Below are 16,272 nucleotides of genomic sequence, written 5' to 3'. Positions count from 1 at the left end.
GGAGGAGTTACAGTATGAAAAAAGTTCTGTCCGGCATACAGCCCAGCGGCAGCTTGACGCTCGGCAACTACATCGGCGCAATGAAAAATTTCGTCAAGCTTCAAGAGGAGCATGAATGCTATTTCATGGTGGTTGACCTGCATGCCGTCACCGTACCGCAGGAGCCGGCCAGCTTGCGCGAACAGTCCGAGGCCGTTGCCGCGCTGTTTATCGCAGCGGGAATTGATCCCGCCCGCTCCAATGTATATCTTCAGTCGCATGTTCCCCAGCATGCCGAGCTGGGCTGGTTGATGACGACGCTCACCTCGATGGGCGAGTTGGAGCGGATGACGCAGTTTAAAGACAAATCATCCGGGAAGGACACCGTGGGCGCGGGATTATTCGTGTATCCGGCGCTGATGGCCGCCGACATTCTCGTATACAACGCGGATCTGGTTCCGGTAGGCGAAGACCAGAAGCAGCATCTGGAGCTTACACGCGATCTGGCAGGACGGTTCAACCACCGCTACGGTGAGTTCTTCACCATTCCGGAGCCGTATATTCCGCAGGTCGGCGCCCGGATTATGTCGCTGGATGACGGAACGAAGAAAATGAGCAAGAGCAATCCGAATGCCGGCAGCTATATCGCTCTGCTCGATCCCCCGGACGTGATCCGCAAAAAAATCAGCCGGGCCACTACGGATTCCGGACGCGAAGTCGTGTACGACCCGGCGAACAAGCCGGAAATCAGCAATCTGATGAGCATTTACGCGGAGTGCTCCGGGCTGTCACTTGTGGACATCACAGGCCGCTATGAAGGACAGATGTACGGCGGCTTCAAAAAGGATTTGGCCGAGGTCGTCGTGGCGGCGCTGGAGCCGCTCCAGGAGCGCTACCATGAAATCCGCAGTTCCGGCGCCATCACCGATATTCTCGCGTCGGGCGCGGAACGCGCCCGTGCCGTGGCGTCGGTAACACTCCAAGGAGTCAAGGATCGCATGGGATTCCTGCCTCCACGGTCAAAGTAAATTCAAAGTAAAGGGCTTACGCCCCGTGTACAGCCGCTGAGCCGCCACATAGTAGCGGGAGACTGTCACTCTCTTTCACGGCGGGCTTTGATAATGAATCCCCAGCCGATATTCAGCACGCACAGCACGCACAGCGCACCCAACAGCAGTGCGGCCCATAGCCGGTAGCTGATGGCGATTGAAGCCGCAGCAAGCAAAAGAATGGAAGAAATCGCAAACCAAAGCGAGAGTCCTTTGCTCAAGGGATGACTCCTTTCGTTTCCGGCGGATTTAAGCCGCTTCCGGTCATTTAATAGCGGCCGCCGGGTATATGTCTATATTATTATGGAATTAGGATGCTGTTAAAGCTTTTCTGAGCATAGTCAGCGCTATAAGCGGCAAATCCCGGAGCAATGGGTGCTCCGGGATTTGTTTTAGGGACAATCAAAGAGCCGGACAGCAGCCAGTTAGCCTGACGCTACCCAGCGCGGGTGCAGCCCGCAGCTATACTTTCATCGAGCCGGGTTCAATCGCGAAACGCTCATCGAGCTTCTCGCTGCTGAGCCAGCCTACATACGTCTGAAGCGCATGATACTGGTGATCCATGACCAGGACAGCGACAAACGGAAATTGCTTCCGGTGCAAATAACGGACGTCCCCCCAGCGTACAATGTAACCTGAAGGCAGTTCCTCCACCTCGGCGATGGCATAGGAAGTGAAGTACAGGAAAGCCTGAATATCCGGATGGGACTTGGAACGCTCCACAGCCGGATGCCGGGAGTTGACCGCGTGCTTGAGCCATTCCAGGCGCCCGTAGTTAAGCTGGCCGACATAATAGCTGCCATCCTGTCTCGTCTTGACGACATTCCACCGTCTTGGCGTTATCGTCGGGATAAGGATATATTTCTCCCCGGGTTCATGGTGTAGATCTTTGGCCTTGATGCTGCGGGTTAGCCGAAAATAGGCGGCGGTCCTCCAAACATAATACAGGACGATGATGCTGTACAGCGAGGCGAACAAGGGCGCCGGGGGAATGATGCCGGTGATCCACAGCGCGATGGCCGCAACATGGCTGCCGAAAATAAACGGATCGAAAATATGGATAATGTTCCACGCGATCCAGCGTTCGGTGATTGGCCGCGCCGCTTGGGTGCCGTAGGTATTGAACAGATCGGTGAAGACGTGTAGAGCTACGGCAATGAAGCTCCAGAGGGCAAGATGGCCGATGGAACGGATATCGTTCAGACCGAAAATCGGACTGAGCACAAGGGTAATCAAGGCGGGCCAGAGCAGTAAAAACGGAAGGGAGTGCGTAATCCCCCTGTGATTGCGAATATACACCGCGTTGCTCTTAAGGCGCAGGACGGTGTCGGCATCAGGGGCCTGCGAGCCGATAACGGTGGCCAGCATAACGGCGCCTGACAGCATCGGCTGAGAACTGACGGCGGGATCGATGAATGAGAGCCCGGCAAGTCCAAAACCTATAACGAAGTGTGTAGCAGTATCCATGAGCGTAGATCTCCTTTGCACGGAAGTTCTCTATTAATAACTACCCATTTTATCATCTTAATATTTATATTGAAAAAATTATTTACGTCACGCAGTTGTCAAATTAATGAACATCTAAGTCAAAGATTGTCAAAGTATTTTGCGGTTTGTTATGATAAAGTTAACAGCGGAAGACTGAAATTTATCAATAAGAACTGATAAACAGGCTTGCAAGTTCGTTCTGTCTTACAGACTGAACATAAAGGAGGAACTCAAATACGTGAATAATCAATGGAGATATCAAGCCTCTTCCGATTCTGCGGCTATGTCCGCCAAGCTCCCCCCTGAAGCTGAGCGGGCCAGTTGGCGCGATTTCATTACGGTTACCAAACCGGGCATTATCCGGTCGAATCTGATTGCCGCCTTTGCCGGCTTCTGGCTGGCTTCCGGTTGGGAGGTTAACTACAGCAAGCTGCTGCTGACCCTGATCGGCACCATGCTTGTTATGGCTTCGGCCTGTGTGTTTAATAATTATTTCGACCGCGATCTGGATATGAAAATGGAACGGACCAAGAAGCGCGGACTGCCGACCGGACGGCTTAAGCCGAATACGGTTCTGCTTTACGCTCTGGGACTTGGCACGCTGGGCCTGGCCGCGCTGTTTCTTTTCTCCGGAATTCTGGCCGGGCTGTTCGGAATCGTTGGGATGTTCGTCTATGTTATAGTATACACCCTTTGGCTGAAACGGACCTCCACTTGGAGCACTTCAGTCGGCGCGATTTCCGGCGCGATGCCTCCGGTAATCGGTTATGTTGCCGTGACGGGCAAGGTTGATCTTGGCGCCTGGCTGCTGTTCGCGATGCTGTTCCTGTGGCAGCCCCCTCATTTCTGGGCGCTCGGCATCCGGCGCAAGGAAGAATACCGGAATGCGGGATTTCCGCTGCTTCCGGTTGTGAAAGGTACACGCCGGACCAAAATACAGATGATACCATACGTCGCGCTGCTCGTTCCGGTTTCGGTACTCATGTATGCGTATGAATATGCCGGCATCTATTATTTGATTGTTTCCGCCGGGCTCTCTCTTGCTTGGCTTTATCTTACGCTCAAGGGTCTTAAGGCTAAAGACGACGATGCCTGGGCGAAGCAAAATTTCTTCTTTTCCATAAATTATTTGACTCTCAGCCTGATCGCGCTGGTGCTCAATACGATTCACGGATAATGAAGGGAGAAGATCATGCACATCCTGACGCGGTATAAATGGACTTGGCTTCTGCTGCTGCTTGCGCTGGCCATGGCGGCCTATCTGGTCGTAAGCTCCTGGGCTTTCCAAGCGGGAAAGCTGCCGGTTATCGGGGAAGTGCAGGACTTCTCCCTTGAAAATGTAAGCGGTGACACCGTTACGCTTTCCGATACGGAAGGCAAGGTGCGGTTAGTTTATTTCTTTTTTACCCAGTGTACGGATGTGTGCCCGATTACGACTTTCGCTCTGTCGCAGGCACAGGATTTGCTCATTAAGGACGGCAGCTTTGGTAAAGACGCGGCCTTCCTGTCGATCTCATTTGATCCGCAGAATGATACGCGCGAAGCGATCAAGACATTCGCTGACCGTTTCCACGCCGATTATGCAGGCTGGTACTTTCTGCGAGGGGATCAGGAGAAGGTTCGGGATTTGGCGGCGGGCTCCTTCAAAATTCTGATTGCCGGAAATAACAAGGACAATTTCGCTCACGCGAATCTGATCGGCCTTGTGGATCGGAAGAACCGTCTGCGTGCACTATATAATGCCAGCGATACAGACCAGGTTACGCCGGAATTTTTGGCTGATGCCGTGAAAAAGCTGGCCCGTGAGTAGCGCAGAACATGATGCGGCTGTTAGAAAAGCGGATCAGGGTAGATAATGAATTCTTCCAATCCCACTTTTTCTAGCTGTGTAATGTTGTATTCATCGGGAGTGCCTTCGACTCCTGCGTAACCCCGGCGAGTGTAAATATGCTCTGCGTCCGGGAAGGCGTCGCGCAGAACGCCGCGTATTTTTTTGCCGGAGCTGTCGTTATCCATATAGAGATAGACTTCACTGTCTCCGACTTGCTTGCGCAGTGTCTCAAGCTTAACTGTATTGAGTGTGCCAAAGGTGCACAGAATGTCGACTTCGGGCTTCAGGAGACGCCGCAAACGGCTGCGGTCATTCTTGCCTTCGACAATAATAGTAATAGACATAATCGTGGCGTCACCTCCGTCCGAATAGTGCAAGCGCACGGCACAAAATGCCGGATTGCGTCAGGCTTAACTATATATTACCTAACGTTTATCGTATTTAACAACAGGGCGGTTTGGGTTGCAGTCATTCCCCGGGAAATGTCGTATATCCGCTGCCATAAACAATCACCCGGACGCCAGCGGCGGTCCGGGTGATTGCGCGAGATTTACACTTTGATAGAGAAGCGGCTGGATATTATCAGAAAGTTTTAAGAATGATAACCAGCAGAATGAAGAGAACCAGAATGATGCCGGCAGAAGTAGGGCAACATGGAGCGACAATAGGTTTAGGACAGCAAGGATTGGACATTTACAGTTCAACTCTCTTTCGCAGTGGATTCTTAACTACACGGTATTATATGTCAATTCATCCACCGGGTTTGTATCCCTGCCCATTGTATATGAAGCAGACATCATGCTTTTTGGGGAGAATGCTGGCGGTGTACGTGTCAGGCCGCCCGGCCGTTCCAATCCGGATGATAGGCGGAAAGCTTGCCCGAACCGAAAGACGGAAGCAGCAGCAGCGCCGTCATCAGCAGCAGAAAGGCAATGAAGTACGGCGAGACCATCCCCCGCAGCTGTCCGGCAGCGACGGGTCCGGCGAAGGCGCCAAGGGAGGTCGCGATCGACTGCAGCGAGAAAGTCCGCCCCATACGTCCAGGGCCGCTGATGCCGATGAACAGCGAGGCCATTGCCGGGAACAGCACTCCTTTCGCGGTGCCGAGCAGAAATAGGACAACCGCTGGAGGAATGGAGGGAATAGCGGCGAGTGCGAAGAAGCAGAGCGCCATACCGAGCAGCGCCGCGCCGATCCGCAAGAGCACGGACAGACGGTTCAGAAACAGCATGCTCAGCGTGATAAGCGCACCTAGACTAAGCAGTGAGAGCAGGATGCCCGTCGAAAGGATACCGTCGCTTCCGTTACGGGTCTGGGAAAGGGGAAGCTCGAAGAAGAGCACGCCCTGCGCAGAGGCGATGAAGAACGGCAGCAGGAGGTAGCGGAAGGGAACCGCCACCACTGAGCCTGAGTTCGGGGAGAGCCGCGTTTCGGTTGCGGAGCCGCCGTCTACTGCCGCAGAGCTGACGGCCTGCGCCGGGAGCTTTCGGGCAGCCTTCGGCACGCTGAAGTATGCCATTACGCCGGTGGCGATCAGCAGCCAGCCAAGGCTCAGGAACGTGCCGGAGAAGCCGGCTTTGGCCACGATGAAAGCGCCTGCTGCCGGCGAGAGGACGGAGGCAAGTGTATGCACAATCCCCTGGCCGGACATATATTTGCCTTGCCTCACCGAATCGCCCGACAGCGAAGCGAGCAGCGCCATACAGGCGGGGGAGAGGAAAGCTAGCGCAAACCCGCTGGCCGCCCTGAAGAGCAGCAGATGCCACGGCAGGCGGGCATATGCCTGGAGCAGCAGTATCGCTCCCGCCGCGATCAGACTGTAGACGATATAGCGGCGGCTGCCCTTTCGGTCGATTAGCACACCGGCGAGCAGATTCCCCGGGAGATGCGTGAGCGAATACATGCCCATCATCCAGCCGATAAAGGCCGGTCCGGCGCCCAGCGAGAGAGCAAAGGGTGTCAGAATGGGATACTGCGCATGCAGATCAAAGTATGCAAGGAACAAGAACAGATACAGCCATAGCGCGGTTTTCAAGAAATCTGCACCTCCAATTCCGCTCCCGGCTTGCAAAGATCAGGGCGGACAGAAATGAAAAATGAAGAGACACCTTCCCTGGAAGGCGTGGACAATCGCTACTTGTACTTTACGTGAGGGCGGGGCGGCATATGCCTTTTTTTACTTTGCTGGTAGAACCGCCGCGTAAAAGCTTACAATGTTGTCATCCCTTTGGCGGATTTATGAATTAAGCCTGATGATCATGTATAATAATGAATATCCGTGGCATGCTGCCGGATTTGGCGGAAAGCACGGGCAAATGAGTAATAGGAGTGTGTTGCCGGAGTGATGGATACTCAGGTGTGGTCGCAGTTTATTAGAGAAAATTGGCTTGTTATCGTCATTGCGCTTGTGCTATTGTTCGCAGTTGTCAATTTGGTCAAAACGGTGCTGAAATGGGCCATTGTCATTGTTATTATCGGAGGCTTGCTCGTTTACAGCGGAGTTACGATAGATCAGATCGGTAATGCAGTAAGCAAGGTAAAAGAGGAGACGGTCGGTACGCTGAAGAACGAGGCGCAGCAAGTGATGCTGAAGGAAGCGCGGGACGCCGTCTATACCGCAAATAGCGACGGAACCTTTACGATAACGACACCCAATATTGAGGTGAAAGGAAGAGCCGGTGAGGACAAGGTTAATGTTACCTTCCGGGGGGTCAGCCTCGGCCAGTGGAGTGTGAATGAAACTGTGAAGAGCTTCATTGAGGAAGCGCGTAAAGCTCAAGGTGCGAGTCAATAACGCTAGAGCAGGAGGGAAGACATGTTGAACGAATGGCTGCAGAGCCTGCGTGATGCCAATATCATCACGTTATTATTGCTGGTTGTTGCCGCCTTTTCGTTGATTCAGGGCTGGTTGCGGGGCTTTTCTTTGTCCGCAGGCAGATTATTCGGGCTGCTTGGTTCAGGCATTCTGACGATTGCGGCGCTCATTCTTGCCGCGCTCGCCGCCGCCTATTTTTCGCCATACGTTCAAACATGGGCTGCGGATACGGCGGCTCCCAAGGGTGAACTCAACCAGTGGCAGCAGATTTATTATACTGCCGTATCGGCGCTTGCAGGACTTCCGCTGCTGCGGTTTCTGTTTCTGCTGATGATAAGCTACAGCTTGATTCGGATCGTTCTGGGACTTCTGGCTTATTTGCTGCCGCTTCCGCGCTTCCGCAAATCCGGAGGGCTGTGGGACCGCAAGATCTCGGCGGCAAGTCGGTTCGGGGGGGCAGGTATTGGACTTTTCATAGGAGCTGTCCGGTGCCTCCTGCTGATCATCGCTCTGTATGTGGGAACCAGTCTTATCCCAAGCAGCGACGCAGCGCGTTATATCGAAGATTCGCCAATATACCGCCAGAGTGTCGAGTCGTTGATTGAGCCTGTTACCGGAACAGCGGTACAGGACAAGCTTCCGGTTCTGACCAAGGCAGTTGCGGCGGAAATGAACGATATCCTCCGGCGAAAATACGAAATTATCGACCGGGACGTTTCCAGCGATATTACTGTTGCTGCGGCGGATATTGCCGGAAAGGCGAAGAGCGATCAAGATAAAGCGCGGCTGCTCTACGATTGGGTCGGAACGAGAATTTCTTATGATTACGCCAAAGCCGAGAACTACGAACAGAACCGGATATGGAAAGAACAGACGCCGCAGGATACCTTCGATACCCGGCTTGGCGTATGCATTGATTATGCGCGGCTGTATGCCGTGATGGCCAGGTCTCAAGGCCTTGACGTGCGGGTGGTGACCGGGCGCGGTTACGACGGACGCGGCGGCTATGGGCCGCATGCCTGGAACGAGGTTTATATCCCGGAGCGGAATGCCTGGATTCCTCTGGATTCTACCTGGGCTAAGAGCGGAGATTGGTTTAATCCAGCGGATTTTGACTCCACGCACATCAAAGAAAGTGTGCTTTGAAGCATTAGAGGTGCGGCTTCGCTTGTGATACAATGGATGAGTCTGATTATGGAGGCATATTCCGGCATTTATTTTAATGAATTCAAATTATAAAGGAGAGAACAAAGTGAGCCTTTTTCGCAAACAGGGCTCGCCTTCGGACGAGACCAATAGCAAAAGCACCCTGGCGCTGCGGATCAATGTGTTCTTTTTCAGTACGTTTATCATTTTCTGCGTAATTATTATTCGTCTAGCGGTATTGCAATTCGTGGAAGGCCCTACACTGACCGAGGTGGAGGCGAACCGGGATACGAAAAATGTGCCGCTTGCCGCCATGCGCGGTTCGATCCTCGCCGCCGGAGGCGAGAAAATCGCTTATTCCACTCCTGTCCAGTCGTTGTACATTACGCTGACCAAGGAGTATACGGCGAAAAAGACGGACAAGAACACCAAGGTAACGGATTATACTCCTGAAGCCAAGGCGAATGTGAACAAGCTGGCGGCGAATCTGGTGGAAAAATTTAATCAGCTTGGCGACCCGAGCGAGAAAAAGATGACGGTGGAAGAGGTAAAGGACTCGCTCGACTTGAAGTTCAGAAAGTACAACGGCTACACACCGCGCCGGATCAAGGTAGGACTCTCCGCGAAGGAAGTCGCTTATTTTATGGAGCACAAGGATGAATACCCCGGCCTGGAAGTCGTGGAGGAGAACGTGCGGCATTACGACAAGGATAAGGTAGCTGTGCAGACGGTTGGCTATGTTAAGCTGTTCAAGAATTCCAACAGTCTTGGCATCTACCAGAACGTTCTTAACGCGATGAAAGATCATCCGACAGCGGGCCTGACCTACAAAGATGATGAGTTCGTCGGTTTCGACGGTCTTGAGCTTCAGTACCAACGGGAGCTTCGGGGGCAGAACGGATACCAGGAAATTTCCATCAACCCGCAGAACATGGCCGAGAAAATCGAGAAGGTCGTGCCTCCCGTCAAGGGCAATGATATCTGGATGACCATCAACAAAAATGTGCAGCTCAAGACGGAGCAGGCGATAACGGATCAACTGAGATGGCTGCATACGCACTCCGTTCAGGGCAAGACGCATCCTAACGCCATAACGGGCTACGCAGTCGCAATGGAAGTCGATACCGGCAATATTGTGGCGATGGCCAGCATGCCGGATTATGATACGAATGCATGGACTGACGGCAGTATTTCGAAAACTTTAGACATAACCAACTATCAGAATGGTACGATTACTCCGATTTCGTCAGGGAGATCAGGCAATAATTTTGAATCGACTGTTCTAATGGGTTCGACCATCAAGCCGCTAAGCGTATTGATCGGGCTTAATGAAGGACTGTTTAAAACAACAGATTGGTACACGGATAGAGGGATTACTTCCTTCGGTAAGGTCGGCCATGAAACAAAGGTTCGGAACGCCTCCGGTCACGTCTATGGAGGAATGGACCCGGCCTTGGCTATTGAGCATTCATCCAACGTCTTTATGGTAGATATGGTTGGCAAGAGACTTTATGAAAAATATCCTTCCAAGGGCATCGACGTTTGGGATAAATATATGAAGGAGTTTGGACTGGGCGTGTCGACTGAAGTTGATCTTCCCAATGAGTTTCTAGGTAGAATCAACTATACGAATCTAAAGGCAGCAGGTAGCGCCCAGGCCGCATTGGTTTATGCTTCTTTTGGTCAACAGGGAGCTTACACCACGCTTCAACTTGCCCAATATGTCTCTACGCTAGCTAATAAGGGCGAGCGGATCAAGCCGCATCTTATTAGCAAAATCACGGACCCCTCGGGGCAAGTGGTCCAGACGTTCGGACGCGAGGTACTGAATACCGTTAAGATGGATGACTCGTACTGGAATGAAGTAAAAAAAGGAATGAATAGCAAGGTTGACGCTTTTGATGGCTTCCCTTACGACTTCGCCCGAAAGACCGGAACCTCGCAGCAGGCGGCAAGAGGAGTATTAAAAGATAACGGCGTCTTCATTGCCTACGCGCCGCGCAACAATCCGAAGCTTGCCGTAGCAGTTGTTATTCCGGAAGGCGGCTTTGGCTCGAACAGCGCCGCGCCGGTGGCGCGTAAGATTTTCGACGCCTACGACTGGGAGTACGGTCTTGACGGGGTGCCGAAGAAGAGCCTTCAGCAGAAATCTGCGGGTCAAAGCAGCAGCTCTAGCGAGAGCGGCACAACGGGTACGAACTAAAGGAGCTGACATCAGCCTTTAACTCGGTATATAAGAGAGGGGACGTCTTCTTTGTATGGAAATTGTTTAGGTCATCTCAATTTCTCCACAAATGGAAGATGTCCCTTTAACTTTTCCAAGCATTCGACAGAAGTGTGTTGAAAATATTAGAGCCGCAGCGGACCATATGTTACAATAAATGGGTTCCGTAGGCATTAGCCTGCTTTCCGGAATTCATATGGTACTCTTAAATGTTATAATTGAGGAGAGAACAAAGTGAGCCTTTTTCGCAAACAGGGCTCGCCTTCGGACGAGACCAATAGCAAAAGCACCCTGGGGCTGCGGATCAATATGTTCTTTTTCAGCACGTTTGTCATCTTTTGCGTAATTATTATCCGTCTTGCCGTACTGCAATTTGTAGAAGGACCGACGCTGACCGAAGTAGAGACGAACCGGGATACGAAAAATGTGCCGCTTGCCGCCATACGCGGTTCGATCCTCGCCGCCGGAGGCGAGAAAATCGCATATTCTACTCCTGTCCAATCGCTGTACATTACGCTGACCAAGGAGTATACGGCGACAAAGACGGACAAGGATACCAGCATTACGGATTTTACGCCGGAAGCGAAGGCAAATGTGAACAAGCTGGCAGCGGATCTGGTGGATAAATTTAGTCAGCTTGGCGACCCGAACGAGAAAAAGATGACGGTGGAAGAGGTCAAAGACTCGCTCGACTTGAAGTTCAGGAAGTACAACGGCTATACACCGCGCCGGATCAAGGTGGGGCTCTCCGCCAAGGAAGTTGCTTATTTTATGGAGCATAAGGATGAGTACCCCGGCCTTGAAGTCGTAGAAGAGAACGTGCGGCATTACGATAAGGATACGGTAGCGGTGCAGACGGTTGGCTATGTCAAGCTGTTCAAGAATTCCAACAGTCTCCCCATCTACCAGGACGTTCTGAATGCGATGAAAGAGCATCCGACAGCAGGTCTCACCTATAAAGATGATGAGTTCGTCGGTTTCGACGGTCTTGAGCTTCAGTACCAGCGCGAGCTTCGCGGGCAGAACGGATATCAGGAAATTTCCATCAATCCGCAGAACATGGCCGAGAAAATCGAGAAGGTAGTTCCTCCCATCAAAGGCAATGACATCTGGATGACGATTAACAAAAATGTGCAGCTGAAGACGGATCAGGCGATCATCGATCAATTAAAGTGGCTGCATACCCATGCGGTTCAGGGAAAAACGCATCCTGACGCTGTAACGGGCTACGCGGTCGCGATGGAAGTGGATACCGGAAATATCGTGGCGATGGCCAGCATCCCGGATTACGATACGAATGTCTGGGCAAGCGGCAGCATGGATACTGCAACCTACAATGAAATTGAAGATTACTATCAGAATGGTACGATTACTCCAAATGCTTCAGGCCGATCGGGCCATAACTTTGACTCGACAGTTCTGATGGGTTCCACCGTCAAACCGCTCAGTGTATTGCTTGGGCTAAATGAAGGGCTCTTTGGAACCTCAGATTGGTACACGGATACAGGGATTACTTATTTCGGTAAAGCTGGCCATGAAACAAGAGTGCGCAATGCTTCCGGCCACATTTTAGGTAGAATGGATCCGGCTGAGGCCATAGCACAATCGTCTAACGTTTTTATGGTGGATATGGTAGGCAAGAGATTATACAATAAATATGGTTCCGAAGGCATTAAGGTTTGGGATAAATATATGAAGGAGTTCGGCCTTGGTGTCTTTACGGGAGTAGACCTACCTGAAGAGCACAGAGGAGTTATCAACTACACCAATATTGAAGCTGCGGGCAGCCCCCAAGCGGCGCTCGTCTATGCCTCGTTCGGCCAGCAGGGGAAATACACCGCGCTGCAGCTTGCCCAGTATGCGTCTACCTTGGCAAATAAGGGCGAGCGAATCAAGCCGCATCTTGTCAACAAAATCACGGACTCCACGGGAAAAGTAGTCAAAACGTTCGGACGCGAGGTACTGAATACCGTCAAGATGGATGACGCTTACTGGAATGAGGTCAAGCGTGGCATGAACAGCGATGTCAAGGTATTTGACGGCTTCCCTTACGACTTTGCCCGCAAGACGGGAACCTCGCAGCAGGATTATTATAGTAAAGGAAGAAAATATACCGTCGACAACGGCGTCTTTATCGCCTACGCGCCGCGCAACAAGCCGAAACTGGCTGTCGCGGTCGTAATCCCCGAAGGCGGCTTCGGCTCGAACAGCGCTGCGCCGGTGGCGCGCAAAATTTTTGACGCCTACGACTGGGAGTACGGGCTGAACGGCGTACCGAAGAAGAGTTTGCAGCAGAATCAAGCGGCTAATACCAACAAATAAAACATAAAATGGAGGGATGGCGATGACTGCCAAATACCGCCTGTTAGCTTTGGATATGGATGGAACCTTGCTGAACAGTGAAGAACGGATTACACCGGAGACGGTGAAATGGATACATAAGGCGGTGGACGCGGGCATTCATGTCTGCTTGTCCACCGGGCGGGCGTTTAACTCCGCGTATCCTTACGCCCAGCAGCTTGGGCTGAAAACGCCGATGGTTACAGTGAACGGCAGTGAAGTGTGGCGGGCGCCGCATGAGCTGTACCGCCGTTCCCTGATGGACCCGCAGCTGATCAAACAAATGCACGCGTTTGCGATAGAGTATGGCATCTGGTACTGGGCGTACTCGGTTGATGGAGTGTATAACAAGGAAAGCTGGGACGGCAATATCGACGGGCGGGAATGGCTGAAATTCGGCTATGACACGGAAGATGATGAGATCCGCCATCAGGTGCTGATGAAGCTTCAGGACATGGGCGGTCTGGAGATTACCAACTCGTCTCCTTATAATCTGGAGATTAATGCTCTCGGCATGAACAAGGCGTCCGGTATCAAAGAAGTGTGTGGTTTGCTGGGAATCAAGATGGAGGAGGTCGTCGCGGTCGGCGACAGCCTGAACGATCTTGCGGTGATTCAGCAGGCGGGTCTTGGCGTAGCGATGGGCAATGCCCAGGATACCGTCAAGCAGGCAGCCGACGCGGTAACCTCGACGAACAACGAAGATGGAATCGCCGAGGTTATCCGACGTTTTATTTTGCAGGATGAAGCGGCAGCTTCACGGGAGCTGTAAACTGATGCGGAGCCTTTGGGGGCGCAGATCCTAATATTGAGGAGGGACCAAGCTTGGCTATTCTCGGATGGGTTTTAATTATCGCACTGTTTGCCGTCGGCTTGGCCGGGGCCGTCTACCCTATTTTGCCAGGAGCATTGGCGATTTACTTTGCCTTTTTCGTCTATGGCTGGTTCTTCGGCTTCGCCTCGTTCGGGCCATGGTTCTGGATTATCCAGACGCTGATCGTCGCGGCGCTGTTCATTGCCGATTATATTGTGGGGGCATGGGGCGTCAAAAAATTCGGCGGTTCCCGTTCCTCCATCATCGGCAGCACAATCGGTCTGATCGCGGGGCCGTTCGTTATTCCGGCGTTCGGCCTGATTATCGGACCGCTTCTGGGAGCGTTTATCGGCGAGATGATCGCCGGATCAGATCCGGGCAAAGCGCTCAAGGTCAGCGCAGGCTCCTTGCTCGGGCTGTTCAGCAGCACGGTCGTTAAAATTGTGCTGCAAATCGTTATGGTCATCCTCTTCTTTATTTGGATCGGCCTGTATTAAATTCACTGCAAAGAAGGGGAAACAGGTTGTCGAAGAAGGATTCTTTTATCAAAGGCACGATTATTCTCGCCGCCGCCGCTCTGGTGGCGCGCGTGCTTGGCATTTTTCAGCGGGTTCCGCTGGAGCATTTGTTTAACGATGTCGGGGATGCGGCCTTCTCGCAGGCCAACAATGTGTATCTCATGCTGCTGACGCTCGCCACGGCGGGTATTCCCAGCACGCTCAGCAAAATGGTTTCAGAGCGCTACGCCCTAAACCGTCCGGACGAAGCGCGGCAGGTTTACCGAGCCGCGCTTATTTTTGGCGCCGTCGCTGGCGTAATCATCAGCGCGGCGCTGTACATAGCCGCTCCGCTATTCGCGAAGCATGCTGGCGTGCCGGAAAGCACGCTGGCAATCCGGGCGATCGCCCCCGCGCTGCTGCTGTTCCCTACAATCGCGATGATGCGCGGATACTCGCAAGGCCGCAACAACATGATGGCCAACGGAATCTCGCAAATCGTAGAGCAGATTGCCCGCGTGTTTACGGCCATTCTACTAGCGTTTTTCCTGCTTCACCAGGGTTACGGCAACCCGGTTATGGCGGCGGGAGCTTCGTTCGGCAGCGTGTTCGGCAGCGTCGGGGCTTTCGCCATTATGCTGTACGCCGCCATCAAGATGAAGCGGAGCGACAAACAAAGCGGTATCCACGCCTCCTCGGAAGCCAAACTGCCGCTGCTCGGGATTTATAAGGATATTTTCAGCTTATCCATTCCGATCATCCTGTCATCCATGACCATTCAGGCGGTCTATTTCATCGACTCTTCCTTGATCGTTCCCCTGCTCAGCGGGCAGGTGGGCGGCACCGAAGCAACCCGGCTGCTCGGTATTCTCGGCCAGAAGGCGCAGAGCATCGCGGGTATCCCGCCCGTGCTGGCAATCGCCCTCAGCACCTCGCTGATTCCGGTCATTTCGGCGGCTTATGCCCGCCGTGACGAGGATCACCTGAAGCGGCAGATTACGCTCGCGATGCGCGTTGCGATCCTGACCGGAACGCCGATCGTGCTGTCCCTTGTCGTTGCGGCCTACTCGGTCAACGGCCTGCTCTTCAGCACCCCGTCCGGCAGCGGTATGATTGCCCTGCTGACGCTGGGCACTATTTTTCAGATAACGATGACCACCTCAAACTCCATCCTGCTCGGCATGGGCAAATCGCGGATTTCCATGTTCTACGTGCTGGCTGGGATTATCGTCAAGCTTGCGGCGAGCGTTTTGCTCAGCCGGTTCATGGGCATTTACGGCATTATTATCGCCACGGCGCTCTGCTTTATCGTCATTACTGCCCTTAATCTTCGGCTGCTTCGGAGCATTGTGCCCTTTGAGATTATGGGCAAGCGCTGGCGCGGGTATCTGCTGGCGGTGCTCGTATCGGGCGCAGCCGGTTACGGCCTGAATGCGGCGGCCATCAGCCTTACGGGAATGATGCCTGCGCGTCTCGCCTATCTTGTGGGCTGTCTGGCTGTCGGCGCAGTCGTTGTGATCCTTTATCTGGTCTTGCTGATTGTTCTGGGCGTATTAAGCGCCGGGGAGCTGGCGAGCTATCCGCGTCCGGTGCGGAAGTTGCTGAGTCCGCTCATGAAGCTGCAACCGGCGCGCGTCCGGGAGAGAGAATAAGAGCGGCAGTTGACTTCTGCTGTGCATTTTGCTTCACTTAAAGAGTAACAAGAGACATTTGTCATATGAGAAGGGACGGTGCAAGTATGGATAAAATCAGCTCTCCCGCTGAATTTCAGGCTGCCATTCAATCCCCCAGACTGACCGTGGCCGTATTCAAGGCGGACTGGTGCGGAGATTGCAAGTTTATCAATCCGTTTATGCCGGAGGTCGAACAGAATTACGCAGACAAGCTGACGCTGGTAGAGGTTGACGTCGATGCGGTGGGCGAGGTCAGCCAGGAACAGAATATACTCGGCATTCCCAGCTTCGTCGCCTACTCGGAAGGCCGGGAACTGGTCCGGTTCGTCAACAAGCTGCGCAAGTCGAGACAGGAAATCGAAGATTTTCTGAACCGCGCGACCGAGGTCTATCAGAGCATCCATCAGTAATCGCCA

15 protein-coding genes are annotated in these 16,272 nt (G+C 53.0%); 11 read left to right on the top strand and 4 right to left on the bottom strand.

The window, feature by feature from the left end; all coding sequences use genetic code 11:
• Positions 1-14: 14 nt before the first annotated feature.
• Positions 15-1,007 (top strand): tryptophan--tRNA ligase, encoded by a 993-nt coding sequence (gene trpS / locus VK70_RS17940; protein WP_025695889.1) that lies wholly within the window; start codon positions 15-17, stop codon positions 1,005-1,007.
• Positions 1,008-1,072: 65 nt separating this feature from the next.
• On the opposite strand, the gene VK70_RS28590 is transcribed toward trpS, so the two are convergent.
• Positions 1,073-1,249 carry a hypothetical protein gene (locus VK70_RS28590; RefSeq protein ID WP_169774234.1) on the bottom strand — a complete coding sequence of 59 codons (177 nt, stop codon included), beginning with the start codon at positions 1,247-1,249 and terminating at the stop codon, positions 1,073-1,075.
• A gap of 241 nt (positions 1,250-1,490) precedes the next feature.
• Positions 1,491-2,495 (bottom strand): metal-dependent hydrolase, encoded by a 1,005-nt coding sequence (locus VK70_RS17935; RefSeq protein WP_025699586.1) that lies wholly within the window; start codon positions 2,493-2,495, stop codon positions 1,491-1,493.
• Between the two features lie 304 nt (positions 2,496-2,799).
• Here VK70_RS17935 and cyoE point away from each other — a divergent pair, with 304 nt between their 5' ends.
• Both cyoE and VK70_RS17925 read left to right on the top strand, forming a co-directional pair.
• Positions 2,800-3,693: a heme o synthase gene (gene cyoE, locus VK70_RS17930; RefSeq protein ID WP_046724364.1), complete on the top strand. Its 894-nt coding sequence runs from the start codon at positions 2,800-2,802 to the stop codon at positions 3,691-3,693.
• A 15-nt stretch (positions 3,694-3,708) separates the two neighbouring features.
• Entirely contained in the window at positions 3,709-4,326 is a 618-nt protein-coding gene (locus VK70_RS17925; RefSeq protein WP_025699582.1) for an SCO family protein, read from the top strand.
• Positions 4,327-4,346: 20 nt separating this feature from the next.
• Here VK70_RS17925 and VK70_RS17920 read toward each other — a convergent pair whose 3' ends face one another.
• Positions 4,347-4,691 (bottom strand): toprim domain-containing protein, encoded by a 345-nt coding sequence (locus tag VK70_RS17920; protein WP_025699580.1) that lies wholly within the window; start codon positions 4,689-4,691, stop codon positions 4,347-4,349.
• A 488-nt stretch (positions 4,692-5,179) separates the two neighbouring features.
• Complete coding sequence (locus tag VK70_RS17915) at positions 5,180-6,382, bottom strand: MFS transporter (RefSeq protein ID WP_046723606.1); 1,203 nt, start codon at positions 6,380-6,382, stop codon at positions 5,180-5,182.
• 309 nt (positions 6,383-6,691) lie between these two features.
• Between VK70_RS17915 and VK70_RS17910 the strand changes: the two genes are divergently transcribed.
• From VK70_RS17910 to VK70_RS17875, 8 genes are all read left to right on the top strand, one after another.
• Positions 6,692-7,141, top strand: a complete 450-nt coding sequence (locus VK70_RS17910) for a hypothetical protein (RefSeq protein WP_025700213.1) — start codon at positions 6,692-6,694, stop codon at positions 7,139-7,141.
• A gap of 21 nt (positions 7,142-7,162) precedes the next feature.
• A complete protein-coding gene (locus VK70_RS17905; protein WP_025700211.1) occupies positions 7,163-8,308 on the top strand; it encodes a transglutaminase domain-containing protein in 1,146 nt (381 codons plus the stop codon).
• A gap of 106 nt (positions 8,309-8,414) precedes the next feature.
• Positions 8,415-10,511 carry a peptidoglycan D,D-transpeptidase FtsI family protein gene (locus tag VK70_RS17900; RefSeq protein WP_046724363.1) on the top strand — a complete coding sequence of 699 codons (2,097 nt, stop codon included), beginning with the start codon at positions 8,415-8,417 and terminating at the stop codon, positions 10,509-10,511.
• Positions 10,512-10,766: 255 nt separating this feature from the next.
• Positions 10,767-12,854 (top strand): peptidoglycan D,D-transpeptidase FtsI family protein, encoded by a 2,088-nt coding sequence (locus tag VK70_RS17895; RefSeq protein ID WP_046723604.1) that lies wholly within the window; start codon positions 10,767-10,769, stop codon positions 12,852-12,854.
• A 22-nt stretch (positions 12,855-12,876) separates the two neighbouring features.
• A complete protein-coding gene (locus VK70_RS17890; RefSeq protein ID WP_144415268.1) occupies positions 12,877-13,644 on the top strand; it encodes a Cof-type HAD-IIB family hydrolase in 768 nt (255 codons plus the stop codon).
• 53 nt (positions 13,645-13,697) lie between these two features.
• On the top strand, positions 13,698-14,183 hold the full coding sequence (locus VK70_RS17885) for a DUF456 domain-containing protein (RefSeq protein ID WP_025695061.1): 486 nt from the start codon (positions 13,698-13,700) through the stop codon (positions 14,181-14,183).
• Between the two features lie 26 nt (positions 14,184-14,209).
• Positions 14,210-15,835 carry a putative polysaccharide biosynthesis protein gene (locus VK70_RS17880; protein ID WP_046723600.1) on the top strand — a complete coding sequence of 542 codons (1,626 nt, stop codon included), beginning with the start codon at positions 14,210-14,212 and terminating at the stop codon, positions 15,833-15,835.
• Positions 15,836-15,921: 86 nt separating this feature from the next.
• Positions 15,922-16,266: a thioredoxin family protein gene (locus tag VK70_RS17875; RefSeq protein ID WP_025699644.1), complete on the top strand. Its 345-nt coding sequence runs from the start codon at positions 15,922-15,924 to the stop codon at positions 16,264-16,266.
• The last annotated feature ends 6 nt before the right edge of the window (positions 16,267-16,272 follow it).

Origin of the sequence: Paenibacillus durus ATCC 35681, from assembly GCF_000993825.1 — a bacterium.
Lineage (GTDB): Bacteria > Bacillota > Bacilli > Paenibacillales > Paenibacillaceae > Paenibacillus_AQ > Paenibacillus_AQ durus_B.
Note: the sequence above shows the minus strand (reverse complement) of the source record. Positions and strands in the feature narration are given on the sequence as shown.

Bases quoted from the DNA above. Each gene is read 5' to 3' on its own strand.
- trpS (WP_025695889.1), top strand. From the start codon at position 15: ATGAAAAAAGTTCTGTCCGGCATACAGCCCAGCGGCAGCTTGACGCTC.
- VK70_RS17935 (WP_025699586.1), bottom strand. From the start codon at position 2,495: ATGGATACTGCTACACACTTCGTTATAGGTTTTGGACTTGCCGGGCTC.
- cyoE (WP_046724364.1), top strand. From the start codon at position 2,800: ATGTCCGCCAAGCTCCCCCCTGAAGCTGAGCGGGCCAGTTGGCGCGAT.
- VK70_RS17925 (WP_025699582.1), top strand. From the start codon at position 3,709: ATGCACATCCTGACGCGGTATAAATGGACTTGGCTTCTGCTGCTGCTT.
- VK70_RS17920 (WP_025699580.1), bottom strand. From the start codon at position 4,691: ATGTCTATTACTATTATTGTCGAAGGCAAGAATGACCGCAGCCGTTTG.
- VK70_RS17910 (WP_025700213.1), top strand. From the start codon at position 6,692: ATGGATACTCAGGTGTGGTCGCAGTTTATTAGAGAAAATTGGCTTGTT.
- VK70_RS17905 (WP_025700211.1), top strand. From the start codon at position 7,163: ATGTTGAACGAATGGCTGCAGAGCCTGCGTGATGCCAATATCATCACG.
- VK70_RS17890 (WP_144415268.1), top strand. From the start codon at position 12,877: ATGACTGCCAAATACCGCCTGTTAGCTTTGGATATGGATGGAACCTTG.
- VK70_RS17875 (WP_025699644.1), top strand. From the start codon at position 15,922: ATGGATAAAATCAGCTCTCCCGCTGAATTTCAGGCTGCCATTCAATCC.